Below are 20636 nucleotides of genomic sequence, written 5' to 3'. Positions count from 1 at the left end.
TATGTCATCGCCAAGCAGGACGACGGCTGGAAGATCGTGGTCGGCCAGAACACCGCCGTCGAGGCGTCTTCCGCATAGCCGAGCCGTAAGCGAACGGCTGGGCCGTCCGAGGCCGACCAGGGCTGACGACGAGAGCGTCGTCGACGTCTCTCAGACGGCCCAGCGCATCGTCGGCGGCAGGTCGGCGAAGCCCCGGCGCGCTTCCCGCGTCGCGACACCGGCCCTGGTCGGCTGCACCTGATGGCAGGGCTACTACAGTTCCCTCCAGGTGGGCCGCCCCGGGGCGGGCATGGCTCGTGACCGTTGGGGCGTGGTCCACGTGGCTGTCGATGCCGAGCAGTCCTTTCAGCGCGCGAAGTCGCTACCGCTGGCCTTCACGGCCGGTGCCGCGGTGGGAGTGCTGGGCGGGATGATCGGCCTGGGCGGGGCGGAGTTCCGCCTACCGCTGCTGATCGGCCTGTTCGGTTTCGCTGCGCTCTCCGCGGTCATCCTCAACAAGGCGATGAGCCTGGCCGTTGTCCTGGCCGCGCTGCCCGCCCGGATGGCGGCCGTTTCCGCCCCGGAGTTGGCCGCGCACTGGCCCGTGGCCGCCAACCTGCTGGCCGGAAGCCTCCTGGGTGCTTGGGCCGGAGCGGCCTGGGCGGTGCGGATGCGCAGTGCCACTCTCTACAAGGTGCTGGCGGTGCTGATGGTGCTCATGGCCGCCGCCCTGGTGGCGACGCACACCACCGCGCTGGGAACGCTCGTGCTGCCGGTCGGCGTCCAGATCCTCATCGGGGTCGCGACCGGGTTCGGGATCGGTGTGGTCGCGGCGATCATGGGCGTGGCCGGAGGCGAGCTGCTGATTCCCACGATCGTGCTGTTGTTCGCGGTGGACATCAAGACCGCGGGCAGCCTGTCGCTGTTGGTGTCGCTGCCGACCATGCTGGTGGCCTTCGCCCGCTACAGCCGCGACGGCAGCTTCGCGGTCCTCCGCGCGAACCTGCGTTTCGTCGTCGTCATGGCCGGCGGTTCGGTGGCGGGCGCCGTGCTGGGAGGCGTCCTGCTCGGCGTCATCCCCGACCTGGTCCTCATCCCGGTTCTGGCAGCGATCCTGGTGTTCTCGGCGGTCAAGCTTTCTTCCCACGGAGGCAGATAGGGTTCCGGTCGGCCGACACCGGTTCCGGCGCGCTCCGTGTCACAGGGCCGAACTAGTCTCTCGACCTATGACGCACGAGGACGCCCTCTCCGACGATCTCCCTGCGGCCCCGTCTGGAGCGGTGGCAGCACCCTGCCCTCCTTCCCCCGCACCTCGGCATCCGGAGGCCTTCTTCTCCGGCGGCATGCGGTTCCGTCTCGATGCCGACACGACACTCACGACGGCCGTCCACGACCAGGGCGACCTGCACCTACCCACCGGGCGCCTCATCGCAGCCGACCCGACGGACCTCATGTTCGCGGAGGGCTTCACGCCCTACGTGCAGACCGTGCCTCCCGGTCGGTACCCGCTGCGGTTGACCGTCGCCCACGTGAACGGCAACCCAGACCACGTCCGGGTCTGCGCCGCAGTACTCGCCGTCCAGAACGCCGCGGTGACCGACTGGGAAATGGCGCTCGTACCCGGGCAGGACCTCCGCGACCTCCGGAGCGCCGAGCCTGCCAGGGACGAGGCGGAGGAAGAGGACGACGGCGGGTTCGGCTTCTTCGGATTCGGCGTGGACGGCGGTATGGGCTGCCTCTTGGACGCCGAGCTGTTGGAGCACTTCGCCGGGATCCTCGATGACCAGGACGACGGCACAGCCGGCTGGGAGGTTCTGTTGTGCGGTGACGGACCCGAAATCCTGGTCCACGGGACGGACACGGTCACCCTTGAGGCTCCGGACGGATCCCCGGGCCTTATCGCGTTCGCGTCCGGGTGGGGTGACGGCGCCTACCCCGTGTGGTTCGGTCGGGGCGGGGATGGGAAGGTGGCCGCCGTGGTCGTGGACTTCCTCGTGCTCCACGGCGCTCAACGCATCGACGTCGAATGACCGTGATATCACCGCGATGATCATGGCGAAAGGCGGCACGTCCGTCCGATTCGTCCCGCCGTTCACCATGCTCATCATCAGCGAGAGGGCTCGGCGCTCGGATCATGGACGGACACCCGCCCACCCCATACGCCGGACCGTTGCCGACCGAGGCTCGGGTTCCCCCTCCCACCACCGCGGAATGCGTTGGTTCAGGCTCTGTGCCCAGGACTCCGCGATCTCTCGCGTCCAGGTGTAGCGAATCGGGCTCTCCCACGCCGCCCGGTCGTTGTGCCCGCATGACCCATCCCGATACAGCGGGTGGGTCCACGGGCGCGTGAGTCTCCGGTACACGGAGGGGGAGTAGATCGGCGCCGCGCGGAAGGCGGTGAAGCGGTCGATGTACATCACGACGCGCGACCACTTGCGCCCGTGCGTGCCCCGTCGGCGCCCGAGCACGATCACCTGTTCACCGCCGTCACCCCATTGCGGTGGGCAGATCCAGACCTTGGTGCCCACCGTGAAATAGCGCGTTCCGGAGCGGACGCGTCCGCCATCGCCGACGTGGTGCTGCGGAGCGACATTGGCCGTCAGGCCCCACGCGATGGGGGCGTCCGCACCTGCGGGCTCCGTAGGCATCAGGAGTTCCTTGCCGGGGAGTAGAGCGAGGACGAAGTCTGTGCCTCAACGCTGAGGCCCGTCACGTATCCCGCGATAAAAAACAGGAAATAGAAGGCCGCGACGACCCCGATCGCTACCGCCAGAGCGACCAGTGATCTTCGAAGCACGGATCCTTTTCGCTCCATGGCCGGATCCTATGGGACACAGAGACGCTCCGACGGGTGCACCTACCGGGGGACGGAACGGCCTTCGGTCTCCGTGGACCATACGTCCGCCTCAGCCTAGGCCAGGCTGATCGGAATGACGAACCCGATGATGCCGCCGCGGACTTCTCCTGGGATCGCTGGGCGGGCGGCGCCGCCCTGGCCGTTTTCTGCTGGATCGGGGAGTCCAACGGCTGGTCCATAAGGGAATTCGTCATGACAGTCCGCCGCTACCGCACGATCCAGATCCAGGCCGGAGGCGCACTCATCACGGCCGCCGCCCTCTACCAGATGACGTCAGCCAGATCCCCGAAGCCACAAGGGCCGAGCCGCTGCGCGCCGAATTGCCCCGACTCAGGGGAACGGCAGTGGCGAATCCGCAGGACGGATTGTCGCCGTCGCACTCGCAGCCGATCGCGTCTGCGGAGCGATACCCCAGGAAAACAGAGGTGAGGTCTCCGGCGTTGACGTAGTTCCCAGCTACGTTGGAGGTTCGGGGTTGGGGGATGAAGGTGGTGGCCTTGGTGATTCGGCGTGTGGACCGGCCGATCGCAAGCCAACGGCTCGCGGAACTGGCCAGGGAGCTACTCGATGCTTCGCGGCTGTGTGCGATCTCCACGGTCTCTCCGCAGGACCGCGCCCACATCAACACCGCCTACTTCGCTTGGACGCCCGAGTTCGACCTGGTCTGGCTGTCAGACCCGCGTGCACGGCACTCGGGCAATGTGCGCATGCGCAGCACCGTGGCTGTAGCGGTCTACGACTCCCACCAGGCATGGGGCCAGTCCGACTGCGGCCTCTAACTCTTCGGAGCTGCCCACGAGTTGGCGCCCACCCCCGCCGGTGAGGCGGCGACGGCGTATGTGGAGCGGTTCCCCGACTTCAGCGAGTCGGCGCTGAGCGCCTACCGCTTCTATCGGTTCCGCCCTCACAGGATGAAGATCTTCAACGAGTCGGCGCTCGGATCCGGCGTCTTCGTCACGGCGCGTGTCAGCCCCAGCAAGATCGCCTGGGAACGCACCGATGTGTACGACGAGGGCAACTGAATCCCGACCTGGGCCACGACTTCGGGCTGATCAGCGACGAGGTCGCTGACCTGCGAGTTCATCTTCGAGTCGGGGCGAAGGAGATGAGCGAACCGAGGACCGAGAAACCGATTTTGCGGTCCGGATTCCTCGGAACGCTCCCTGGAGAGTCGGCGAGCAACGCACCGAGAGCGCAGCGGAGCGGAGTGAAAACACTCCAATCTTCCGCGCAGACCTCCCAAGCACCGATTTATCCTACGGGCGATTCCCCGCAGTAGCGCACTGGTCACCATGTGAGAAATGGAACATCAGCGTCGTTCTATTGATTCTCGATAAAACGAGGATGGTTCCACGATTGCCTTGTATTCCGCTCCGAAGCCGGTTGCGACAAGGTTGCCCATGTCGCAACCGGCATGGAACCCCCGCCGAGGAACGTCGCGAACGGCTGGACAATTCTAGAGAAGCGCTTGCTATGGAGGTCCAGTACCTGCCCAACGTATGATTTAGCTAGATAATCAACTGGCCACTCATCGGTTCACGAGGCCGATCAGGGCTGTTGGGTAGTTGGAGTACAGTGCGCCATCTGAATTCTCCGTCGAAGGGGAATTGGATCCAACTATAAGCGCACCAGGAGCCTTTATCATAATCCTTTCCTCACCCTGGGGAAGCAGAACAGATCCCGGTTCAAGCTCGATGCTCGTCGGCGGCTCATCAGGATTGGCTTTTGAGTAAACTGTTACAGAATCGACACCGGCGCGGGGTGCAGTGTGCTCTTCGCTTTGGGGGTCAACTGAAGGAACAACAAGGGATTCACTCAAAAGAGTAGGCTTTGTCTGATCTTGGGGTTCGGAATTGGATTGCGTCTTTCCCAAAAGCTCGTGGTTCTTGGCTCTAATTAGTGAATACGCGGAAGCGGCTTGGTCTCGGAGGACAATCACTGAAGCATCAAAATCTACCACCTGCGGGCCGGAAAATGGTCCGATGTGCTCATTAATCGGCTCTCCGGTCTCAAGGTCAAGAATGGAATGGACAGGGTTATCTGAGAACTGATCACGTGCATACTGGAGGTAGTCATATACACGGACCGTGGATCCGTCTGAGCCTATGGAAATACTGGCGAGTCCTCGTGCTTGGTCTTTAACAGAGTCCCACGTGTAGTCCCACTTCACCTGTCCGTCTCTTGCGTCCAGCGCGACAAGGTGTCCCTTGCTGGGGTTATCGTACTCAGTAGCGTCTGAGCGTTTTGGGACGGAGCAATTGAGAGGTACCAAAACGACATCGGATATGACACGGATGCTTTTCATAAATTCATCCCTGTCAGTTGCGTCTACTTCGCACCCGCTCTCGGATCTGTATTCCCAATCGTAGCCATCATCGGATCTCGGAACAGACTCAGACCTAATCAGAACCCGCTCACCATCACCAGCAAATAGCTGACCGTAGGAGGTAAAGAGAACATCTTCGGAGTCGTTCTCCTGGTTCAGTTCCTCGGTCGATGAGCTAAATTCTTTGAGAATTTCTCCCGTCGCAGAGTCTAGCTCCATATTTTTTACGCCTTTATCCAAAAGGTTCCTATATTCATGTTCAATGAAAATGTTGGAGCCGTTTCCCGAGATATTTGCAATTATTTGACGTCCGGGGATGCGATATCGCCAAACTTCTCGACCTGTTTCAGAGTCCAGCCCTATCACGCCGTCAACTGCTTTGTTCTCTCCCACCAGGGCAGTGACTCCTCCTGAAGTGGGCCAGACTCGGAGGATGTGGCTTCCGGCTGGTGATTCCCAGCGCCAGCCGACGCTGTTGATACTTGACGGATAACCAAGTTCATTCTTAGGGGGTGAAGCCGCCGTATGCTCTACGCCCTGGTAGAGCGGGATCAGTGTTCCACTGGCCACGATGGTCAGGGTAACCATCACACCTGCAGAGGCAGCGGTTAGCGTAACGCGGACCGGCCTGTACAAAGACGGCGGGGGAATGAGGATTAGAATGCATCCAGATAAAGCAACTCCAGCCCACGACATCCAGGAAATTACTTCGAAAGGTATTCCAGAGCTGGCTGGATTCAATAGCTGAGCAGCGATTGTCGCGCTCGGATAAGCAACGTACAGAGCCGTTAGAGCAAGAACAGATCCTAAAGCCGCCGAAATCCGGGCCGCTGCTTGGTCTAGCCAGAAGCGAGTCTGTGACGGTTTCTCAACCTGCGAGAGAAGAAGAGGCCTTATCAAGAGAAACAGAGACAGCGCAATAGCGAAGAATGCCGCTGCGTAGAAGTACGATTCATTCGTATGAGCGATGCTACCCCTTCTCTTTAGGAAAAAAGTGGAGGCTGCAAGAATCGTCGCTGACGAACAAAAGATGGCGGTTGCAAACCAGCTCGTTGCGCTGGATCGGGTCCCCACTCTAGTCACAACCCATCCTTACTTCTGCGGTTGGAGATCAATTGGCCAGCCAGTCGGCCCTGTGCCAGCTTCGAAGTTCTTGTAGGCCTCCGGAGAAGTACTACTATATTCGGCCGCGTACTGCATGTATCCGTTCCAATTCTGGTCTGAGAAGTTCTTGGACTCAGTCATCAGTGAATGGTTGTAGTAGTCTTTGTTCTGGGATGCGATGTCACCTTCAATCGCATAGGCGCGACTTCCCCCTGGTTCAACTCTATTGGCGCCACGGTCGAATTCGTCATTCGCGTTAGGAATTGCCATCTGAACCTCCCGGAGTGCGTCGTTTACCCCAAGGCTTTGGACGTATTTATCGGTTATGACACCTCGGTCCACCATTCTGTCAACCGCGTACTTACCGATTACCATTTGGTTCTCATCGTAATTCTTCTTCAGTACCTTTTCCAGGTTTTCAGGGTTATCGGCCTTGAATTTCTCTAGATCAGCATTGAGCATTTCCTCTTTCTGTTTATCAAGAATCTTGGTGACCTCCTTTTTCACCTCATCCGTAACGAATTCCTTTACTGTGAACTCTGCGATCTTGCCTCCTGCCTTCCCACCGGGTACCTTGCTGATAGCTTCTCCAGATGCCTGATCGAGGATAAAGTCCCAGGCCTTCCTCTTCAGCTCGACTGACGCTTCAGCGGCCTCTTCGCTATTGTTATAGCGGTTGAGCATTTCATTTGAAATAGCGGCCTCCAAGAGCCCCTTCAAGCGGCCGCTGTCACCGGCAACCGTGTCGTCGCCGTCTTTGCTGTCTCCCCTTTCAAGATAATAATCAAATGAATCGAATTGATTCTTTTCCACGAGTGATATGGTGCGAATAGCTGAAGCTTCGTCGGCGACGAGATACTGGAGAAAACGGGCCCGGGCCCGGGAATCTATTTCGAGCCCCTCCTCCCCATATTTAAATGTCTTATTGCCATCGATGCTCTTGCCGAAGTCCTGAGTATAGGATTTGAAGATGTCAGTCAGGCTATCGGCGATCTCTGGATTCATTTCCGTGAAAGTGGCGCTTCTTGAACCGCCGTCAGACGAGAGATCGACGCCAGTGTTCGCGAACGCTGAGAATACGTCATCTTTCTGGGTCAGTGTCTTGATGAGAGCTGCGGTTGCTTCGCCGGCGCGGGTTCTTTCCTCAGCATCGTTGCTCGCTGAAGCGTCAGATATCCAGTCAGTTAGGCCGCGCACAGCTTGACCGTCATCGTCCCACTGGTACCTGTAGAGACCGCGAAGGATATTCGTCGGATCTGATGGATAGTGGGAGTGTTCGTATTGACCAGTCAGAATTTCGTAATTGGCCTTCTCGTTCCTTGTAGAAACATCAAGGATGGGCTGCAGTACCTTGTCATTGGAATAATCGAGGTTGTGGCCGGGGTAAGTTAGGTGGCCGTGCTTATCCAGCTCGTTTCCGATTGACGTCGTTAGCCCGGCAGAAAATTCCTTGCCCCCCTGGATATCCTTCTCGACTGGGCCAAGGAGGAGACCCAGTTTACGGAGATCTGCACCCCATTCCGAATGTTGTCTATAATCGCTGTTGTGATAGTCGAACGGGTATGATTCTGGGCCATTGACTACACGCTGCACACTCTCGGGGAGCAGTTCGAGACCCCCTCCAAGGTCTTCGTTTGAGAGCGTAAGGAGTCCACCCCCGAGAATCGCTAGGGCTTCCTCGCGATCTGGGACGGGGACACCTGCATTCCCTGACAAAATGTCTGGAACTGCAAGAATCCCAAGAGGTTCGAACCCTGCATACAGGCCTTGGACTTCGAACTGACCTTCAAGTGAATCGAAGAAGTTCTGAAGGTAGTCCCTCTGGTCCTTGTTCAGACGTTCTTCCGTGCCCAGGTTATCCAAGCCCACCTGATTCAGGTAAGCAAGGGCCGCAAGGATTTCAGGAGGAACGTTCTTACCATCTTTTAGTGCTTTGGCTGCCCTTCTAGCATGAAGTTTTCCGATCTCTCCATTTGTTGTGATCGGGACCGGCTGCCCCGGACCGAGGATATTGTAGGCGGCCCAGCCCAGGACCCCAGCGTCTACAAGTTTCTTTACAGGGAAATCATCCGCTCCCTTTTTGAGGTCGCTATTGCGCTCGCTTGCCTCGTCCTCGAACTTGCTGCGGGCTGCCTCTGCTCTGTCTTTGAGCTCCTGGAGTTTTTCCAGCTTCGCAGTCTTATAGGCGTCAAGTGCATCCGAGTTCTTGCCCTCGCTGGAGCTCGACTTATCATCTTTCGGAGGCGGGGGGTAGTCGTCCCACTCCTGTTGAAGTTCGTCGAGTTTGTCACGGAAGTCCTTGATGTTCTGAATCCAAAGCTCCGTGATTCCAGACCCAACGACACAGAACATACTTGCCTTGGCCCATAGATCGGCGTCGTAGGCCGCCTCGGACTTGATGCTCTCGGAGATCATGTCCGTAAAGTTGTTCGCACCTGACGTGAGTGTCTGTTTGACATCGCCTGAGTGCCCGGTCATATCGCCAATGATGGAGACGAAGTCTGCTGCAGCGGTGTTCAGGCCTCCAAGGTTTATGGTGTTGTCATCGTATTCGGACTTGTCGAATCCGCTCATGGCATTCATCTTCTATTGTATGGAGTGGTGCGAGTTGCTTATTGTGCTGGTAAATCTAATGGTTAACGCGTCTATTAAGCCCGTAAGCATGCTTCTCGAACTCGGTCATATGTTCCTGGTCATTCTTAGCAATGGAGTCGGCGGACACGATCATATTGCCTCCCATTTGGGTTCCATGGTGTTGTACTTTTCTGATCGTGTCCAGGGCTTCGTCGCTAAAGGATGAGAATCCTTTTACTCCGGGGTCTGACCCGGAGGCTGTCTTGGCGTCAGCGCATACATCTCCAAATTTTTTTGCGATGCCCTTGAAGCTTTCTGAGATTTCTACTGTTGTGTTCCCCATGGCAAAACCTTCATTGGGGTTGCCGCCGGATTCGTCTGTCATGGTCCCTCTCCTTCGTCCGTCCTAGCATCGTGACGTGTGTCTCAAAGTGATTACGCGGAGTTGTTGTTTGCCGGGATGGGACCCCTTACTCTTCGCGGCGTGGTTACGAAGGGTGACGGAAGTGTTATTTGGGCGGTAAGTACACCTACCACAAGATCGTCGGAGCTCGTGCATGAGCCGGGCTCGGCGTGGGGTCGGCCTCGTTGACCGGTGTCACAGGGGGCCATTAGTGTCGCTCTGTGCGTGATCCGGCGGGTATGCGGCGGTGTGTGCCGCGAGGGGCCTGCTGAGGGTTGAGGGTCGCGTGAAGGGGCCGGTGCCCCTCTTCTCCCCTGTACTGGTGCTCATCTGAAGGGAAGCTCATGAGTGAACACGTCGGTTTGACTCAGGCAGATGCGCTTTCGAAGGGAGGGGAAGGCCTCGGCGAGTCGTCTGAGGGGCTGTGGCAGCAGCTCGGTCGGCTGATCGAGGACATGGACAAGGACAGCCAGTCCCTCCAGGGCAACGCGCTCTCCAAGTTCCGGCAGGCGCGCGGTGAGCTGAACCAGCGCTTCGACGAGCTGATGACCTGGTGCTCGAACAACGGCATCAAGCTGAACGAGGGCCAGAAGCAGGTCAACGCCACCGACACCCAGTCCAGCGACGACTTCGGCGCGGCCGGGAACCAGCTCGGGGGCCTCTCCCGGCCGGTCAACGGTTAGTGCTGCGTAGGTAAAGCCTAAGTAATAACGCCTTAGTAATAGGTGTGAGTGCGAGGCGGGTCGGCCCGATGGCTCCCCCGCACGCCTCAGCCGCCGCGGCCGGTCGAGTGAGCCGGGTTGGCTGCGCACTCCGCGCCTTCCTCTTCCCCCGAACCCGTTTCAACGTTAGGAAGTCACATGTCGTTCGAGGTCTACGGCAACGTCGGTGGCCTGCAGAATCTCGCTTTCGAGCAGCAGCAGTACCTGACCCGCTTCCGGGGCATCATGGAACAGATCAAGAACCAGTCCGAGGGCACCGTCTCCAAGTGGGAGGGCTCCGGTAGCCCCGAGTTCCAGAACAAGGCCACCGAGTTCGACAACCAGTTCCAGCAGGTCAACAGCGCCTTCGCCAAGCTGATCGACTCCACCGACAGTGCGGCGGACAACTACGGCAAGCTGTCCAAGTACCTGAACGGCCTGTTCTAGCCGCTCTCCGGCCCCCACCAGACGGTCATCTCCCGTGTCCCACTCAGCGTCCTCACCCCCGTCACCCGCGCCGACCGCGCCCGCGAACTCCGAGGGCATGGTCCCCGAGGCGTTCCACTACACGCCCAACGCCGACCAGTACGTGCTCCAGGCCGACGCCCTGCGCCGGCGCCAGTTGCGCGCCGCCCTGCTCTACGGCTCCAGCCGCTACTGGCGGCGACGGCAGCGCGTCTGGCCCGCGGTGATCGGCGGTGTCATCCTGATCGCGCTCATCTGCGGGGGCATCGCGGTGCACTCCGCCTTCGACAAGCAGCAGGAGATCAACCAGGAACGGGAAAACGCCCGCAACCCCGGTCCGGTGACCCAGCAGCAGAACCCCGTCGGGCAGTCCGGCCTGGGCGGTCAGCCCGGCTGAACCCGACCCGCGCTCGTCCGGCGGATGAGAAGGGGACGAGAGCGGCGGCCGGATCCGGCCGCCGTTTTTTCGCCCTGTCCTCCCGGAAGATGCCATGGTGGTAGGCGTGTGATGGTTGCGGTCGATTGAGGGAAGAGAGCACGTGATGTCGGGTGGGGAGCGTTCCACTGTGCGCGTGGACGGGTTCCACTCCTTGGCGCTGGCCTACCGCGGCCGCGATTCCCAGGTGTACCGGGCGATCAGCGCCCGGATGGAGACCCCCGTCGCGCTGAAGGTCATGCACAATGCCACCGGGTTCGACGAGATCCTTCGCGTCCGCGACTTCGGCGGAGCCCAGGGCGTGGTGCCCCTCCTGGACGTCGCGCGCACGTCCACGGGCGAGTCCGTCAAGGTCATGCCCTTCTATCCGGACGGCTCCTACACCGACGTTCTCGGGCAGAGCGGCCCTCTCCACCCCCGCGAGGTCGTGCGCGTCGGTCGCGCCGTGGCCGGTGCGCTGTCCGTCATGCACGGCCACGGCCTGCTGCACAACGAGATCGTTCCCAGCAACATCCTGCGCGCGTCCAGTTCGGCCGTGCTCACCGACTTCGGCGCGACCGCCGAGATCGGTGGCCCGCCACCCAGGCTCCGCACCAGCTCCGAGCTGGTCTACCACGCGCCGCCCGAGGTTCTGCGCGCGACGGGGACCTCGCCCGCCTCGGATGTGTACGAGCTCGCGTCCGTGCTGTGGACGCTGCTCGCCGGGCACCCGCCGTTCGGCGGCGACAGCATCGTCTCGCCCGGCCCGCAGGAGTACGCGGCCGTGGCGCTGCGGACCCCGGCGTCGCCGGTTCGGCGCGGAGATGTCCCGTGGCGGCTGAACAACGTGCTGCTCCGAGCACTGGCCAAGGACCCGGCCGAGCGCTACGCGACGCCGGGCGAGTTCGCGGTCGAGCTGGAGCGCACGTGGACCGAGCGCCCCGACTCCGCGTCCGCCGCTGCGCCTGCTCTCGCCCCTGCCCCTGCCCCTGCGCCACCCGCCCCGCCCGCGCCGGGTGTACCGACCGGACCGAATGCGCCGGGCACGCCGACCGGGCCGAATCCGTCTCACGGCCAGGTCCGGCCACAGCAGACTCCCCCCGCCGGGTCACCGCCGCCGGTGCCGCCCCGGCCCGAGACGCCCGGGTACCCCCAGCGCCCCACCGGTCCGCAGACGCCGCCCCGGCACGCCGCCGACCAGCACTCCGGCCCTCAGGTACCATCCGCGGCGCCGTATGGGACCGCGACGCCCGCTGCCCCGCAGGCGCCGACGCACCATCCGGCGCCCGGGCCGGCCCCGGCCCCGCCCCCGGCTGCATCGCAGCCGTCCGGCCCCCATGCCGGCATGGCGCCTACTCCCTACCCGCCCGCGGCCCCGCACGGGTACGTGCCCCCGTCGGGGCCGCAGCAGCCCGCTGCCTCCCAGGCCCGAGCGGCACACCCACCGTCCGGACCGCAGGTTCCGCCTGCCGCTCAGCCCCCGGCTCCGGTGTACGGCGCGGGGACCGCATCTTCCGGGCCGCAGGCTCCGGTTGTCCCTCCGGCTGGCGCTTACCCCGGCGCTGCCGCCCCGCCGCCTGCGGCGGCCACGCAGGGTGCGCACGCCGCCGGGACCGGCTGGGACGGGCAGCCGCGCCAGCCCGGGCACGCAGCCGGAGCTGCCGGCCACGCCGCGCCCCCCGCACCCGCGCCCCCGGCATCTGTGCCCCCGGCACCTGTGCCCGCCTCGCCCGAACCGGACACGCGGTCCACCCGCCGCTCTTCCGGCCTGGCCGAGAACACCGGCGTCCACAACCTGTTGGAGCGGATCCGCGGCGAGGCGGGCGTCGACCTCGTCACCCAGCAGGCCTGGTCCCGGCTGGAGGGGTGGAGCGGCTCGGCCGAATCGCCCCCGCTCCCGGGGCCGGCGGACGGCGCGGCGCACGGCCGGGGCGACGACGAGGACTGGCCGGACTTCTCCGACCCCGGCCCCGACCGCCCCGCCCGCTGGCGCCGCCACCTGCACATCGTCGCTGCGGCCGCCTCCATCGTCGTCGTGTCCGGTGCCGCGACGGCCCTCGCGGTCGCGCGGCCCGGTCCCGGGCTGACCACCACCGACACGCAGGCGGCGGGGCTGCTGGCGGCCGACGAAGGCGACGGCGGCGACACGGACGACGAGGCGAAGGACGGCGCCGAGGCGGACACGGAGTCCGCCGCGGGTGACGAGAAGTCCGACTCGGCGTCGAAGTCCGAGCCCCTACCGGAGGTGTCGGCTCCCTCGAACGTCTCTCTGCAGGACAACCTGAGCAGTGTCCAGGTGCAATGGACGGACAACTCCGGTGGCAAGGCGAGCTACTTCGTCGTCGGCGGTTCCTCACACGACCACCCCAAGACGCTGCTCCGCACCGGTGCGGGGGTGACGGTCGCCCAGGTGACGACGGACGACACCGAGGCCGAGTACTGCTTCACCATCGTCGCCGTCGACGGCCGGTCCGCCGCGGCCCCCGAGGTGTGCACCAACCGCGCGGGCGCGCGTGCCGAAGCCGAGGCCGAGCGGAAGCGCGAAGAGGAAGAACGGAAGAAGAAGGAAGAGGAGGAGGCGAAGAAGGAGGAAGAGGAGAAGGAGGCCGAAGCCGCCGACTCGGACGCCGATTCCGCTTCGGACTCCGGCGGCTCCGACGACGAGTAGCGACGAATACGTTTCTTGCGCCGTCGCTGCCTGGGGCGTCCGTTGATCTCGGAGATACTGGGGTCTCGCGGGCGATTTTTACCCCAGTATCCCCGAGATCAACGGAGGGACGGGGACGGGCATCACCCGTGAAGCCTCAGTTGCGGGTCGGTGGGGTCGGTGCCCCCTTCGGTGGGGGGAAGCGCGATGCCGGTGGGGAACCGGAGCCGTGTTGCGGGCGTCCGAACGACCGTGGACTTCGCATCCCCCCGGGGCGGAGATCAACGTGTGTCTCCGGCGTGGTCAGGAAGGAGGTCGCGCATGGGTGCCCCCGTGATGCGCGTCGGCCGGGCGGGGTCGGCGGTGGGGCCGTGAGCGGCCGTGGTGGCGTGTCGGCGCGGCCGCGTGGCGCGGGCGCTGCGCGCGGTCACGCTCTAGGCGGCCGAGAGGACGTGCTGCCTGCCGTGCTCGAAGCTGCGGCGGTGGGGGGAGGAGAAGGGGCGCAACCGTGCTGCGGCGCCGGCCGGGTCGTTGGCGGGGTGTTCGACGGTCGTGCCGACGAGGTCGTGCCAGAAGAACTTGCCGTCGCGGCACCAGACGTTGATGCCCCGCATCACGGACATGACGGCGAGGTCGGAGCAGCCGGCGCGGTACATCGGCCGGGACATCACGGAATCGAGCTCGTCCCGCAGGGCCGCGATCGCGCTCTGGGCGCAGAAGGCATGCCGGGGTCGGTGCTTGACCCGCTTGGCCAGCGCCGATTTCAGTCGAGCGGCTCTGGGGTTGTTCAAACGCCTGTGACTCAAAGCGTTGTCTCCTGCTTCTCGGGGTACCGCGGTGGGGAGTGCCGCGCCATGCTGCGGCCACGCTTCCGCGGCCGGATCCCGGGCCGGGGCCGCTCCGGTGCTCCGAGGGGGTGGAGCGGACCGGTGCGGGCACTTGACCCGTGATCTCCACGAAGGCGACGGGTGACAGAAGCTGTCGTTACCTGCCGGTTATCCTTCGCGATCCGGATAGTAGCAGGAACCATCCCCTAGGGGTCGACCCCGAAAAATGTTGCCCATGTCACACCGATGGGTCGGTCGATTGATTGTATTGAAAATTGTTTTTGCAGGTTGAGGTCATCGTATCGAATGTATGATCGAGCATGATCGGGCGTTCTGAGGGTGAGGGGGTTTCTGGTGGGGTGTCGGCTGTGTCACCGGATTCGGTTGCGTCGTGTGTCGGTGCGAATGCGCAGGATGATGGGGAATTGCTTACGGTGACTTCACCGGAGCATCGGGTGAGGATCGGTGCCCCGGTGGGCGCTCGCCGAGCGCTTCGCCTGCCCCACGGGTGAAAGCGCCGTTTGACAAGCGCGTGCTCGCTGGTCGAACGGCCGGTGAACACGTGCGGAGGGGGTGCCACCGCGGTGGCACCCCCTCTCGATCGCCTACTCTCGCCTGCCTGCCCTCTCTAGGCGTCCGGCTCCTGCGGCGGCCGGGGTGTCCCTGGACGCTCCGCGTCGGTGGGGCGGTCCGGCGCGGCGGGAGCGCCCGGCCGGCCGGGCGGCCCCGGTCGCACCGGACCGGCCTCCCCGCCACCGCCGGAGCCCGGCGGTCCCGCCGGCCCGGTCGGCTCGTCCGGCTCCCGTGCCCCCCGCGCCCGGGTGCGGCCCCCGCCGTTCGTCGCCACCGCCCACAGCCAGAACAGCCCGATGGCCGCGACGACCACCATGCCGACGATGTCGAGCAGGTTGATCAGGTTGGCCTGCGCCTGGGTGGGCTCGGGAAGCCGACCGATGCGCAGCATGAACTGCTGCCAGGGCTCACCGGTGAACATCAGGGTCAGCGCCAGGGAGATGCTGTGCACCGAGTCCCAGAACGCGTGCAGCAGCGACACGCCCAGGTAGGTGGCGATGACACCGGGCGTGAAGCGCCACTGCGGTCCAGGTGAGGCCGCGAACAGCACGCCGCCCAGGATCGCCGTCCACAGCCCGTGCCCCACCGGCGCCAGCAGCCCGCGCAGGATCTCGGTCTGCACGAGCGCGACCAGGTCCAGGCCCTGGGCGGTGATCATCGCCTGCAGCGCATAGCCCGCGCTCTCGAAGGCCGCGAAGCCGAAGCCGACGGTCGCGCCGAGGACGAGGCCGTCACGCAGCGTCCGGCGGGTCAGGTCCCGGGCGATGAACAGCAGCGCGAGCAGCTTGACGCCCTCTTCGATGAGGCCCACACCGACGAACAGCACAGGGGAGGGGTGCAGGAGGTAGTCCTCCAGCAGCGAGGCGCCAAGGACGCCCAGGATGCCGCCGATGACGAAGGCGGAGAACAGCCGCTCCACGGTCACGTTCCCGCCGTAGTCGCGCTCGTAGGCCCAGGCGACGAAGGTGACCGGCACCAGGAAGCTGCCCAGCAGCACGATGGTGGGCACCAGGTTGGTGTTGCGCGTGACGAAGGTGACCAGCACGGTGGCCGCCCAGAGCAGCAGGCCGGTCAAGAAGATCGTCCGCCACGTCCGCTTCTTCGGCGGCGAGGCCATCGGGGCGTGCGGGGCTTCCAACGCGACTCCCTCTTTCCCCACGGGGATGAACCCGGTCGGGCGGCCGCCACGGCGGCCGCGGATGCCGCCATGGTGGCACCCGGGCCCCGAGGATCGGCCGCCATCGGCGCCGTGGTTGGAGAAGTCCTGCCCGGGCCTTGAACCCTTCGAGAGGGTCGGTACGGCGGTGCGCGCCCTGGCCGCCTCGGCGCCGGGGCGCGTGTCGCTGCTCACTGTTCACCGCCGCGACCTGGGCAGGAGCCCGCACCTCCCGTAGCTTGGATACAACATGAATACAACGCCGTCCGCGACAGATCGCGCCTACGAGTACACCAAGGACGCCATCCTCGCCCGCCGCTACGCCGGTGGCGAGCTGGTCAGCGAGGGTGATATCGCCGCCGGGGTCGGGGTCTCCCGCACGCCGGTGCGCGAGGCGCTGCTCCGCCTCCAGGCCGAGGGGCTGGTCCGGCTCTTCCCCAAGCGCGGCGCCCTCATCGTGCCCGTCTCCCAGCAGGAGATCGACGACGTCATCGAGACCCGCCGCCTCGTCGAGGGCTTCACCGCCGAGCGCGCCGCCGCCGCGCCCGAGGCCGAGCGCGCCGAGCTCGTCGCCGCGCTCGGCGCCTACCTCGATGTCATGCGCGCCCACGTCGCCACCGACAAGCGCGCATTCGTCGTCGCCGACCGCGAGTTCCACCGCGCGATCATCCGTGCCGCCGGAAACCAGGTCCTCATCGAGCTGTACGAGTCCCTGCGGGACCGGCAGCTGCGGATGATGGAGGAGGGCGCCCGCACCGTCGAGCGGCTGCGCGCCAACATCGACGAGCACGCCGCCATCATGGACGCCATCCGCGACGGCGGCACCGCGGCGGTACGCGAGGCCGTCCGGCTGCACATGGACGCCGCTGGGGCGATGCTCGGGGCGCGACGGTGAGCGTCGGCGCCCGGGACCGGGCGTGCGAAGAGACATCCGCTGAACCGACGTCTGCTGGTCGGGTCCTCCGTGAGGACGGGGGGCCGGCTTCGGGCACCGCCCCGGTCGAGCCGGCGGGCGGCGCCCGCGCGTGGCTGGTGTGGGGCGTCGCCGTCGGCGTCTACTTCCTGGCGATGTTCCACCGCAACGCACTGGGCGTGGCCGCGCTGGAGGCCCAGGAGCGCTTCCACGTCGGCCCGGCGCTGCTGTCGGTGCTGCCCGTCGTGCAGCTGGTCGTCTATGTGGCGCTGCAGGTGCCCACGGGTCTGATGGCCGACCGCCTCGGCCCGCGCCGCACCCTGCTGATGGGTCTGGTGGCGATGACGGCCGGGGTCGTCCTGTTCGCGCTCGCTCCGAACGTGGAGGCGGCGATCGCGGCCCGGGTCCTCATCGGGCTGGGCGATGCGGTCACCTTCCTCAATGTCATCCGGTTGGGCGCCCTGTGGTTCCCCCGCTCGCGCTACGCCCTGGTCAGTGCGTTCACCGGGACGATCGGCGGGCTGGGCCAGGTGGCCAGTGTGGTCCCGCTGTCGCTGGCGCTGCACCAGGTGGGGTGGACGGCGGCGTTCCTGGGTGCGGGCGCTCTGACCGCCCTGATGATGCTGCTGGTGCTCCTGGTGGTGCGCGACCGGCCCGCCGGGATGCCCGCCGAGGCACACCCCCAGGAGCGGGTGTCGCTGCGGGCGCGGCTCACCGAGGCGCTGCGGGCGCGGGGGCCGCGCGTGGGTATGGCCAGCCACGTGGTGCTGCAGGCGCCCTACACGATGCTGGCGGCGCTGTGGGGCTACCCGTTCCTCGTCGAGGGGCTGGGCATGGCCCCGGTGGTGGCCGGGACGGTGCTGACCGTGCTGGGGGTGTCCACGCTGTGGGTGTCGCCGGTGCTGGGGGCGTTCGTGGGCCGCTTCCCGGGGGTGCGCGCCGTCTTCGCGATCGGGCTCGGCGTGGTGCTGAGCGCCGGCTGGGCCGCGATCGCGGTGTGGCCGGGCGGCCCGCCGCCCGTCTGGCTGGTCGTCGCGCACTTCGCCGTGGCCTGTGCGGCGTCGGTGATGGCGGCGCCGATCTCCTTCGACTTCGCGCGTGACGGCGTCCCCGCGCAGCGCACCGGCGTGGCCTCCAGCCTGGTGAACATGGCGGGGTTCACCGCGGTGGTGGTGACCGTGCTGCTCGCCGGGGTGATCCTGGAAGCCGGTGCCGGCTTCCAGGCGGCGTTCCTTCCGGTGACGGCGACCACGGCGCTGGGCACCGTGGCGCTGGCCCTGCTGCTGCGGCGCTACCCGCGCTCCGGCTGACCGCCGGGGCGCGGGCCCCTCAGACCACGTCGGGGTCGTTGCGGAGCTTCTCCCGACGGTCGGGCTGCTCGCGGCGGATGACCATGAGGATGAGCGTCAGGACGACGATGGCCGTCCCGGCCGCCATCAGGATGACGCCGATGGCGTCCAGGTCGATCCCGGCGACGTCGGCGGTGATGCCGAACTTCAGCACCGCGCCGACGACCGCGAGGAAGATGCCAACACCGATACCCATACGCTTGCCTCCGCGCCGCGTCGTGTGAGGTTTCCGTGGTAACCCCTGTGCCCGTACCCGCTTTGCGGCCGCGGATCACGGCTTTCGGCGCCGGGTATGCGAAAAGCGGGTGAGGGGGGTACTTTCCCTCACCCGCTCATGCGGGACGTGGTCCCGCGGTCACCCGGACCGACGTGTCAGAACGCCGATTCGGGGACGTCCATCAGGTCGAGCGTGGTGTTCTCGGCGATCTTGCGCTCGGCGGCCAGGCGCGGCAGCACCTGGTCGGCGAAGAACCGCGCGGCGGCGACCTTTCCGGTGTAGAAGTCCTTGTCGGACCCCTCCGCACCGTCCAGGGCCTCCAGCGCCACGGCGGCCTGGCGGAGCAGCAGCCAGCCCAGCACCACGTCGCCGAAGCCCATGAGCAGGCGGGTGGCGTTGAGGCCGACCTTGTACAGCTCGCGGACCTCCTCGGCGGAGCGCATGGCGTCGCCGACCATGATCTCGACGATCTTCTCGACCTCGGCGGCGGCGTCGGCGAGCGCGGCGCGCTCCTCCTTGAGCTGCCCGTTGCCGCTGTCACCGGCGGCGAAGGCCTTGATCTCCCCCATGAGGGCGCCGAAGGCCTGGCCGTTGTTCTTCACGATCTTGCGGAAGAAGAAGTCCTGCGCCTGGATCGCGGTGGTGCCCTCGTACAGTGTGTCGATCTTGGCGTCGCGGATGTACTGCTCGATCGGGTACTCCTGCAGGTACCCGGAGCCGCCGAGGGTCTGCAGCGACTCGCCGAGCAGCGCGTAGGAGCGCTCGGAGCCCACACCCTTGACGATGGGCAGCAGCAGGTCGTTGAGGGCCTCGATCCGGCTGTGGTCCTCGCCGTTGTGCTGGGCGATCTGCACCGCGTCCTGCTGGGTGGCGGTGTAGATGACCAGCGCCCGCAGCGCCTCGGCGTAGGCCTTCTGCGTCATCAGGCTGCGCCGCACGTCCGGGTGGTGGGTGATGGTCACCCGCGGGGCGGCCTTGTCGGTCATCCGGGTGAGGTCGGCGCCCTGCTTGCGCTCCTTGGCGTACTCCAGGGCGTTGAGGTATCCGGTGGACAGCGTGGCGATCGCCTTCGTGCCGACCATCATCCGGGCGTACTCGATGATGAGGAACATCTGCCGGATGCCCTCGTGCTTGTCGCCGACGAGGTAGCCGATGGCGGGGTGCTTGTCACCGAAGGTGAGCTCACAGGTGGTGGAGGCCTTGAGGCCCATCTTGTGCTCGACGTTGGTGACGTAGGCGCCGTTGCGCTCGCCGAGCGAGCCGTCCTCGTTGACCAGGTATTTCGGCACGAGGAAGAGGGAGAGCCCCTTCGTCCCCGGCTGGGCGCCCTCGGGTCGCGCCAAGACGAGGTGGAAGATGTTCTCCGTCATGTCCTGCTCGGCCGAGGTGATGAAGCGCTTCACACCCTCGATGTGCCAGGTGCCGTCGCCCTGGTCGATGGCCTTGGTGCGGCCTGCGCCGACGTCCGACCCGGCGTCGGGCTCGGTGAGCACCATGGTGGCGCCCCAGCCGTTCTCGATGGCCTGCCGGGCGAACTTCTTCTGCGCCTCGTTGCCCTCGTTGTACAGGATGTTCGCGAAGCCGGGGCCGGCCGAGTACATGTAGATCGCGGGGTTGGAGCCCAGGATGAGCTCGGCCGCCGCCCAGGAGAGGGAGCGGGGTGCGCCCAGCCCGCCGAGCTCCGGCGGCAGGTCCAGGTTGTACCAGCCGGCGTCCATATAGGCCTGGTACGACTTCTTCAGGCTCTCGGGGATGGCGACCGTGCTGGTCTTGGGGTCGAACACCGGGGGGTTGCGGTCGGCGTCTTCGAACGACTCGGCCACGACACCGGTGGCGAGCCGGTTGACCTCGTCAAGGATGGTGCGGGCCGTGTCCTCGTCCAGCTCCTCGAACGGGCCTTTGCCCAGCACGTCCTGGCGCTTGAAGACCTCAAAGAGGTTGAACTGGAGGTCACGGAGGTTGCTCTTGTAGTGCGTCATGGCGCGCTCCGCTGTGTCGTGGCCGCTGTCGGCACAGACTTCTACTGGCTGGTAACAAGTCCATGTTACTACCCAGTAGTAGTGTTTTGCCAGGGCCTGTCCCGACTGTCGGAAACCTCGGCGCGGCAGGGGGTTTCGCCGGATATGCCAC

The 20636-nt window shown here is 65.2% G+C and carries 18 protein-coding genes; 10 read left to right on the top strand and 8 right to left on the bottom strand.

The annotated features are described in order from the left end of the window. The first annotated feature begins 310 nt into the window (after positions 1-310). Together HNR23_RS20355 and HNR23_RS20350 are read left to right on the top strand one after the other, a co-directional pair. Positions 311-1138 carry a sulfite exporter TauE/SafE family protein gene (locus tag HNR23_RS20355; protein WP_343070635.1) on the top strand — a complete coding sequence of 276 codons (828 nt, stop codon included), beginning with the start codon at positions 311-313 and terminating at the stop codon, positions 1136-1138. A 184-nt stretch (positions 1139-1322) separates the two neighbouring features. After that, positions 1323-2009 carry a DUF4241 domain-containing protein gene (locus HNR23_RS20350; protein WP_184077794.1) on the top strand — a complete coding sequence of 229 codons (687 nt, stop codon included), beginning with the start codon at positions 1323-1325 and terminating at the stop codon, positions 2007-2009. 102 nt (positions 2010-2111) lie between these two features. Here the strand turns inward: HNR23_RS20350 and HNR23_RS20345 are convergent, their stop codons facing one another. Then, entirely contained in the window at positions 2112-2627 is a 516-nt protein-coding gene (locus HNR23_RS20345) for a hypothetical protein (protein ID WP_184077792.1), read from the bottom strand. A gap of 706 nt (positions 2628-3333) precedes the next feature. Between HNR23_RS20345 and HNR23_RS20340 the strand changes: the two genes are divergently transcribed. After that, entirely contained in the window at positions 3334-3615 is a 282-nt protein-coding gene (locus HNR23_RS20340; protein WP_184077790.1) for a pyridoxamine 5'-phosphate oxidase family protein, read from the top strand. A 21-nt stretch (positions 3616-3636) separates the two neighbouring features. Beyond that, a complete protein-coding gene (locus HNR23_RS20335) occupies positions 3637-3858 on the top strand; it encodes a hypothetical protein (protein WP_184077788.1) in 222 nt (73 codons plus the stop codon). A gap of 506 nt (positions 3859-4364) precedes the next feature. On the opposite strand, the gene HNR23_RS20330 is transcribed toward HNR23_RS20335, so the two are convergent. The 3 genes from HNR23_RS20330 to HNR23_RS20320 all read right to left on the bottom strand — a co-directional run bounded on the left by HNR23_RS20330 (position 4365) and on the right by HNR23_RS20320 (position 9225). Then, positions 4365-5732 carry an outer membrane protein assembly factor BamB family protein gene (locus HNR23_RS20330; protein WP_184077786.1) on the bottom strand — a complete coding sequence of 456 codons (1368 nt, stop codon included), beginning with the start codon at positions 5730-5732 and terminating at the stop codon, positions 4365-4367. A gap of 522 nt (positions 5733-6254) precedes the next feature. Then, a complete protein-coding gene (locus HNR23_RS20325) occupies positions 6255-8840 on the bottom strand; it encodes a TPR repeat region-containing protein (RefSeq protein ID WP_184077784.1) in 2586 nt (861 codons plus the stop codon). Positions 8841-8895: 55 nt separating this feature from the next. Next, the gene (locus HNR23_RS20320; RefSeq protein WP_184077782.1) at positions 8896-9225 is read right to left on the bottom strand and encodes a hypothetical protein; all 330 of its coding nucleotides are present in this window, start codon (positions 9223-9225) and stop codon (positions 8896-8898) included. Positions 9226-9587: 362 nt separating this feature from the next. On the opposite strand from HNR23_RS20320, the gene HNR23_RS20315 reads away from it, so the two are divergent. The 4 genes from HNR23_RS20315 to HNR23_RS20300 all read left to right on the top strand — a co-directional run bounded on the left by HNR23_RS20315 (position 9588) and on the right by HNR23_RS20300 (position 13492). Beyond that, the gene (locus tag HNR23_RS20315) at positions 9588-9926 is read left to right on the top strand and encodes a hypothetical protein (RefSeq protein ID WP_184077780.1); all 339 of its coding nucleotides are present in this window, start codon (positions 9588-9590) and stop codon (positions 9924-9926) included. A 177-nt stretch (positions 9927-10103) separates the two neighbouring features. Continuing rightward, positions 10104-10391 (top strand): WXG100 family type VII secretion target, encoded by a 288-nt coding sequence (locus HNR23_RS20310; protein WP_184077778.1) that lies wholly within the window; start codon positions 10104-10106, stop codon positions 10389-10391. Positions 10392-10488: 97 nt separating this feature from the next. Next, positions 10489-10806 carry a hypothetical protein gene (locus tag HNR23_RS20305; RefSeq protein WP_246422416.1) on the top strand — a complete coding sequence of 106 codons (318 nt, stop codon included), beginning with the start codon at positions 10489-10491 and terminating at the stop codon, positions 10804-10806. Between the two features lie 169 nt (positions 10807-10975). After that, complete coding sequence (locus HNR23_RS20300; protein ID WP_184077776.1) at positions 10976-13492, top strand: protein kinase domain-containing protein; 2517 nt, start codon at positions 10976-10978, stop codon at positions 13490-13492. 413 nt (positions 13493-13905) lie between these two features. Here the strand turns inward: HNR23_RS20300 and HNR23_RS20295 are convergent, their stop codons facing one another. Both HNR23_RS20295 and HNR23_RS20290 read right to left on the bottom strand, forming a co-directional pair. Next, positions 13906-14277 carry a hypothetical protein gene (locus tag HNR23_RS20295; protein ID WP_184077774.1) on the bottom strand — a complete coding sequence of 124 codons (372 nt, stop codon included), beginning with the start codon at positions 14275-14277 and terminating at the stop codon, positions 13906-13908. Positions 14278-14926: 649 nt separating this feature from the next. Continuing rightward, on the bottom strand, positions 14927-16009 hold the full coding sequence (locus tag HNR23_RS20290; protein WP_246421814.1) for a PrsW family intramembrane metalloprotease: 1083 nt from the start codon (positions 16007-16009) through the stop codon (positions 14927-14929). A gap of 268 nt (positions 16010-16277) precedes the next feature. On the opposite strand from HNR23_RS20290, the gene HNR23_RS20285 reads away from it, so the two are divergent. Both HNR23_RS20285 and HNR23_RS20280 read left to right on the top strand, forming a co-directional pair. Further along, positions 16278-16922: a GntR family transcriptional regulator gene (locus HNR23_RS20285; protein ID WP_184077772.1), complete on the top strand. Its 645-nt coding sequence runs from the start codon at positions 16278-16280 to the stop codon at positions 16920-16922. After that, complete coding sequence (locus HNR23_RS20280) at positions 16919-18250, top strand: MFS transporter (protein ID WP_184077770.1); 1332 nt, start codon at positions 16919-16921, stop codon at positions 18248-18250. The genes HNR23_RS20285 and HNR23_RS20280 overlap by 4 nt, the downstream gene beginning before the upstream one ends. A 19-nt stretch (positions 18251-18269) precedes the next feature. Here HNR23_RS20280 and HNR23_RS20275 read toward each other — a convergent pair whose 3' ends face one another. Beyond that, positions 18270-18485 (bottom strand): DUF6458 family protein, encoded by a 216-nt coding sequence (locus HNR23_RS20275; RefSeq protein ID WP_184077768.1) that lies wholly within the window; start codon positions 18483-18485, stop codon positions 18270-18272. A 176-nt stretch (positions 18486-18661) separates the two neighbouring features. Then, positions 18662-20485, bottom strand: coding sequence for an acyl-CoA dehydrogenase (locus HNR23_RS20270; RefSeq protein WP_184077766.1), 1824 nt, complete (start codon positions 20483-20485; stop codon positions 18662-18664). Positions 20486-20636: the final 151 nt, after the last annotated feature.

It is taken from the genome of Nocardiopsis mwathae, assembly GCF_014201195.1.
GTDB lineage: Bacteria > Actinomycetota > Actinomycetes > Streptosporangiales > Streptosporangiaceae > Nocardiopsis_C > Nocardiopsis_C mwathae.
The sequence above is the reverse complement of the archived record's forward strand: the minus strand, read 5'-3'. Positions and strand labels throughout refer to the sequence as shown.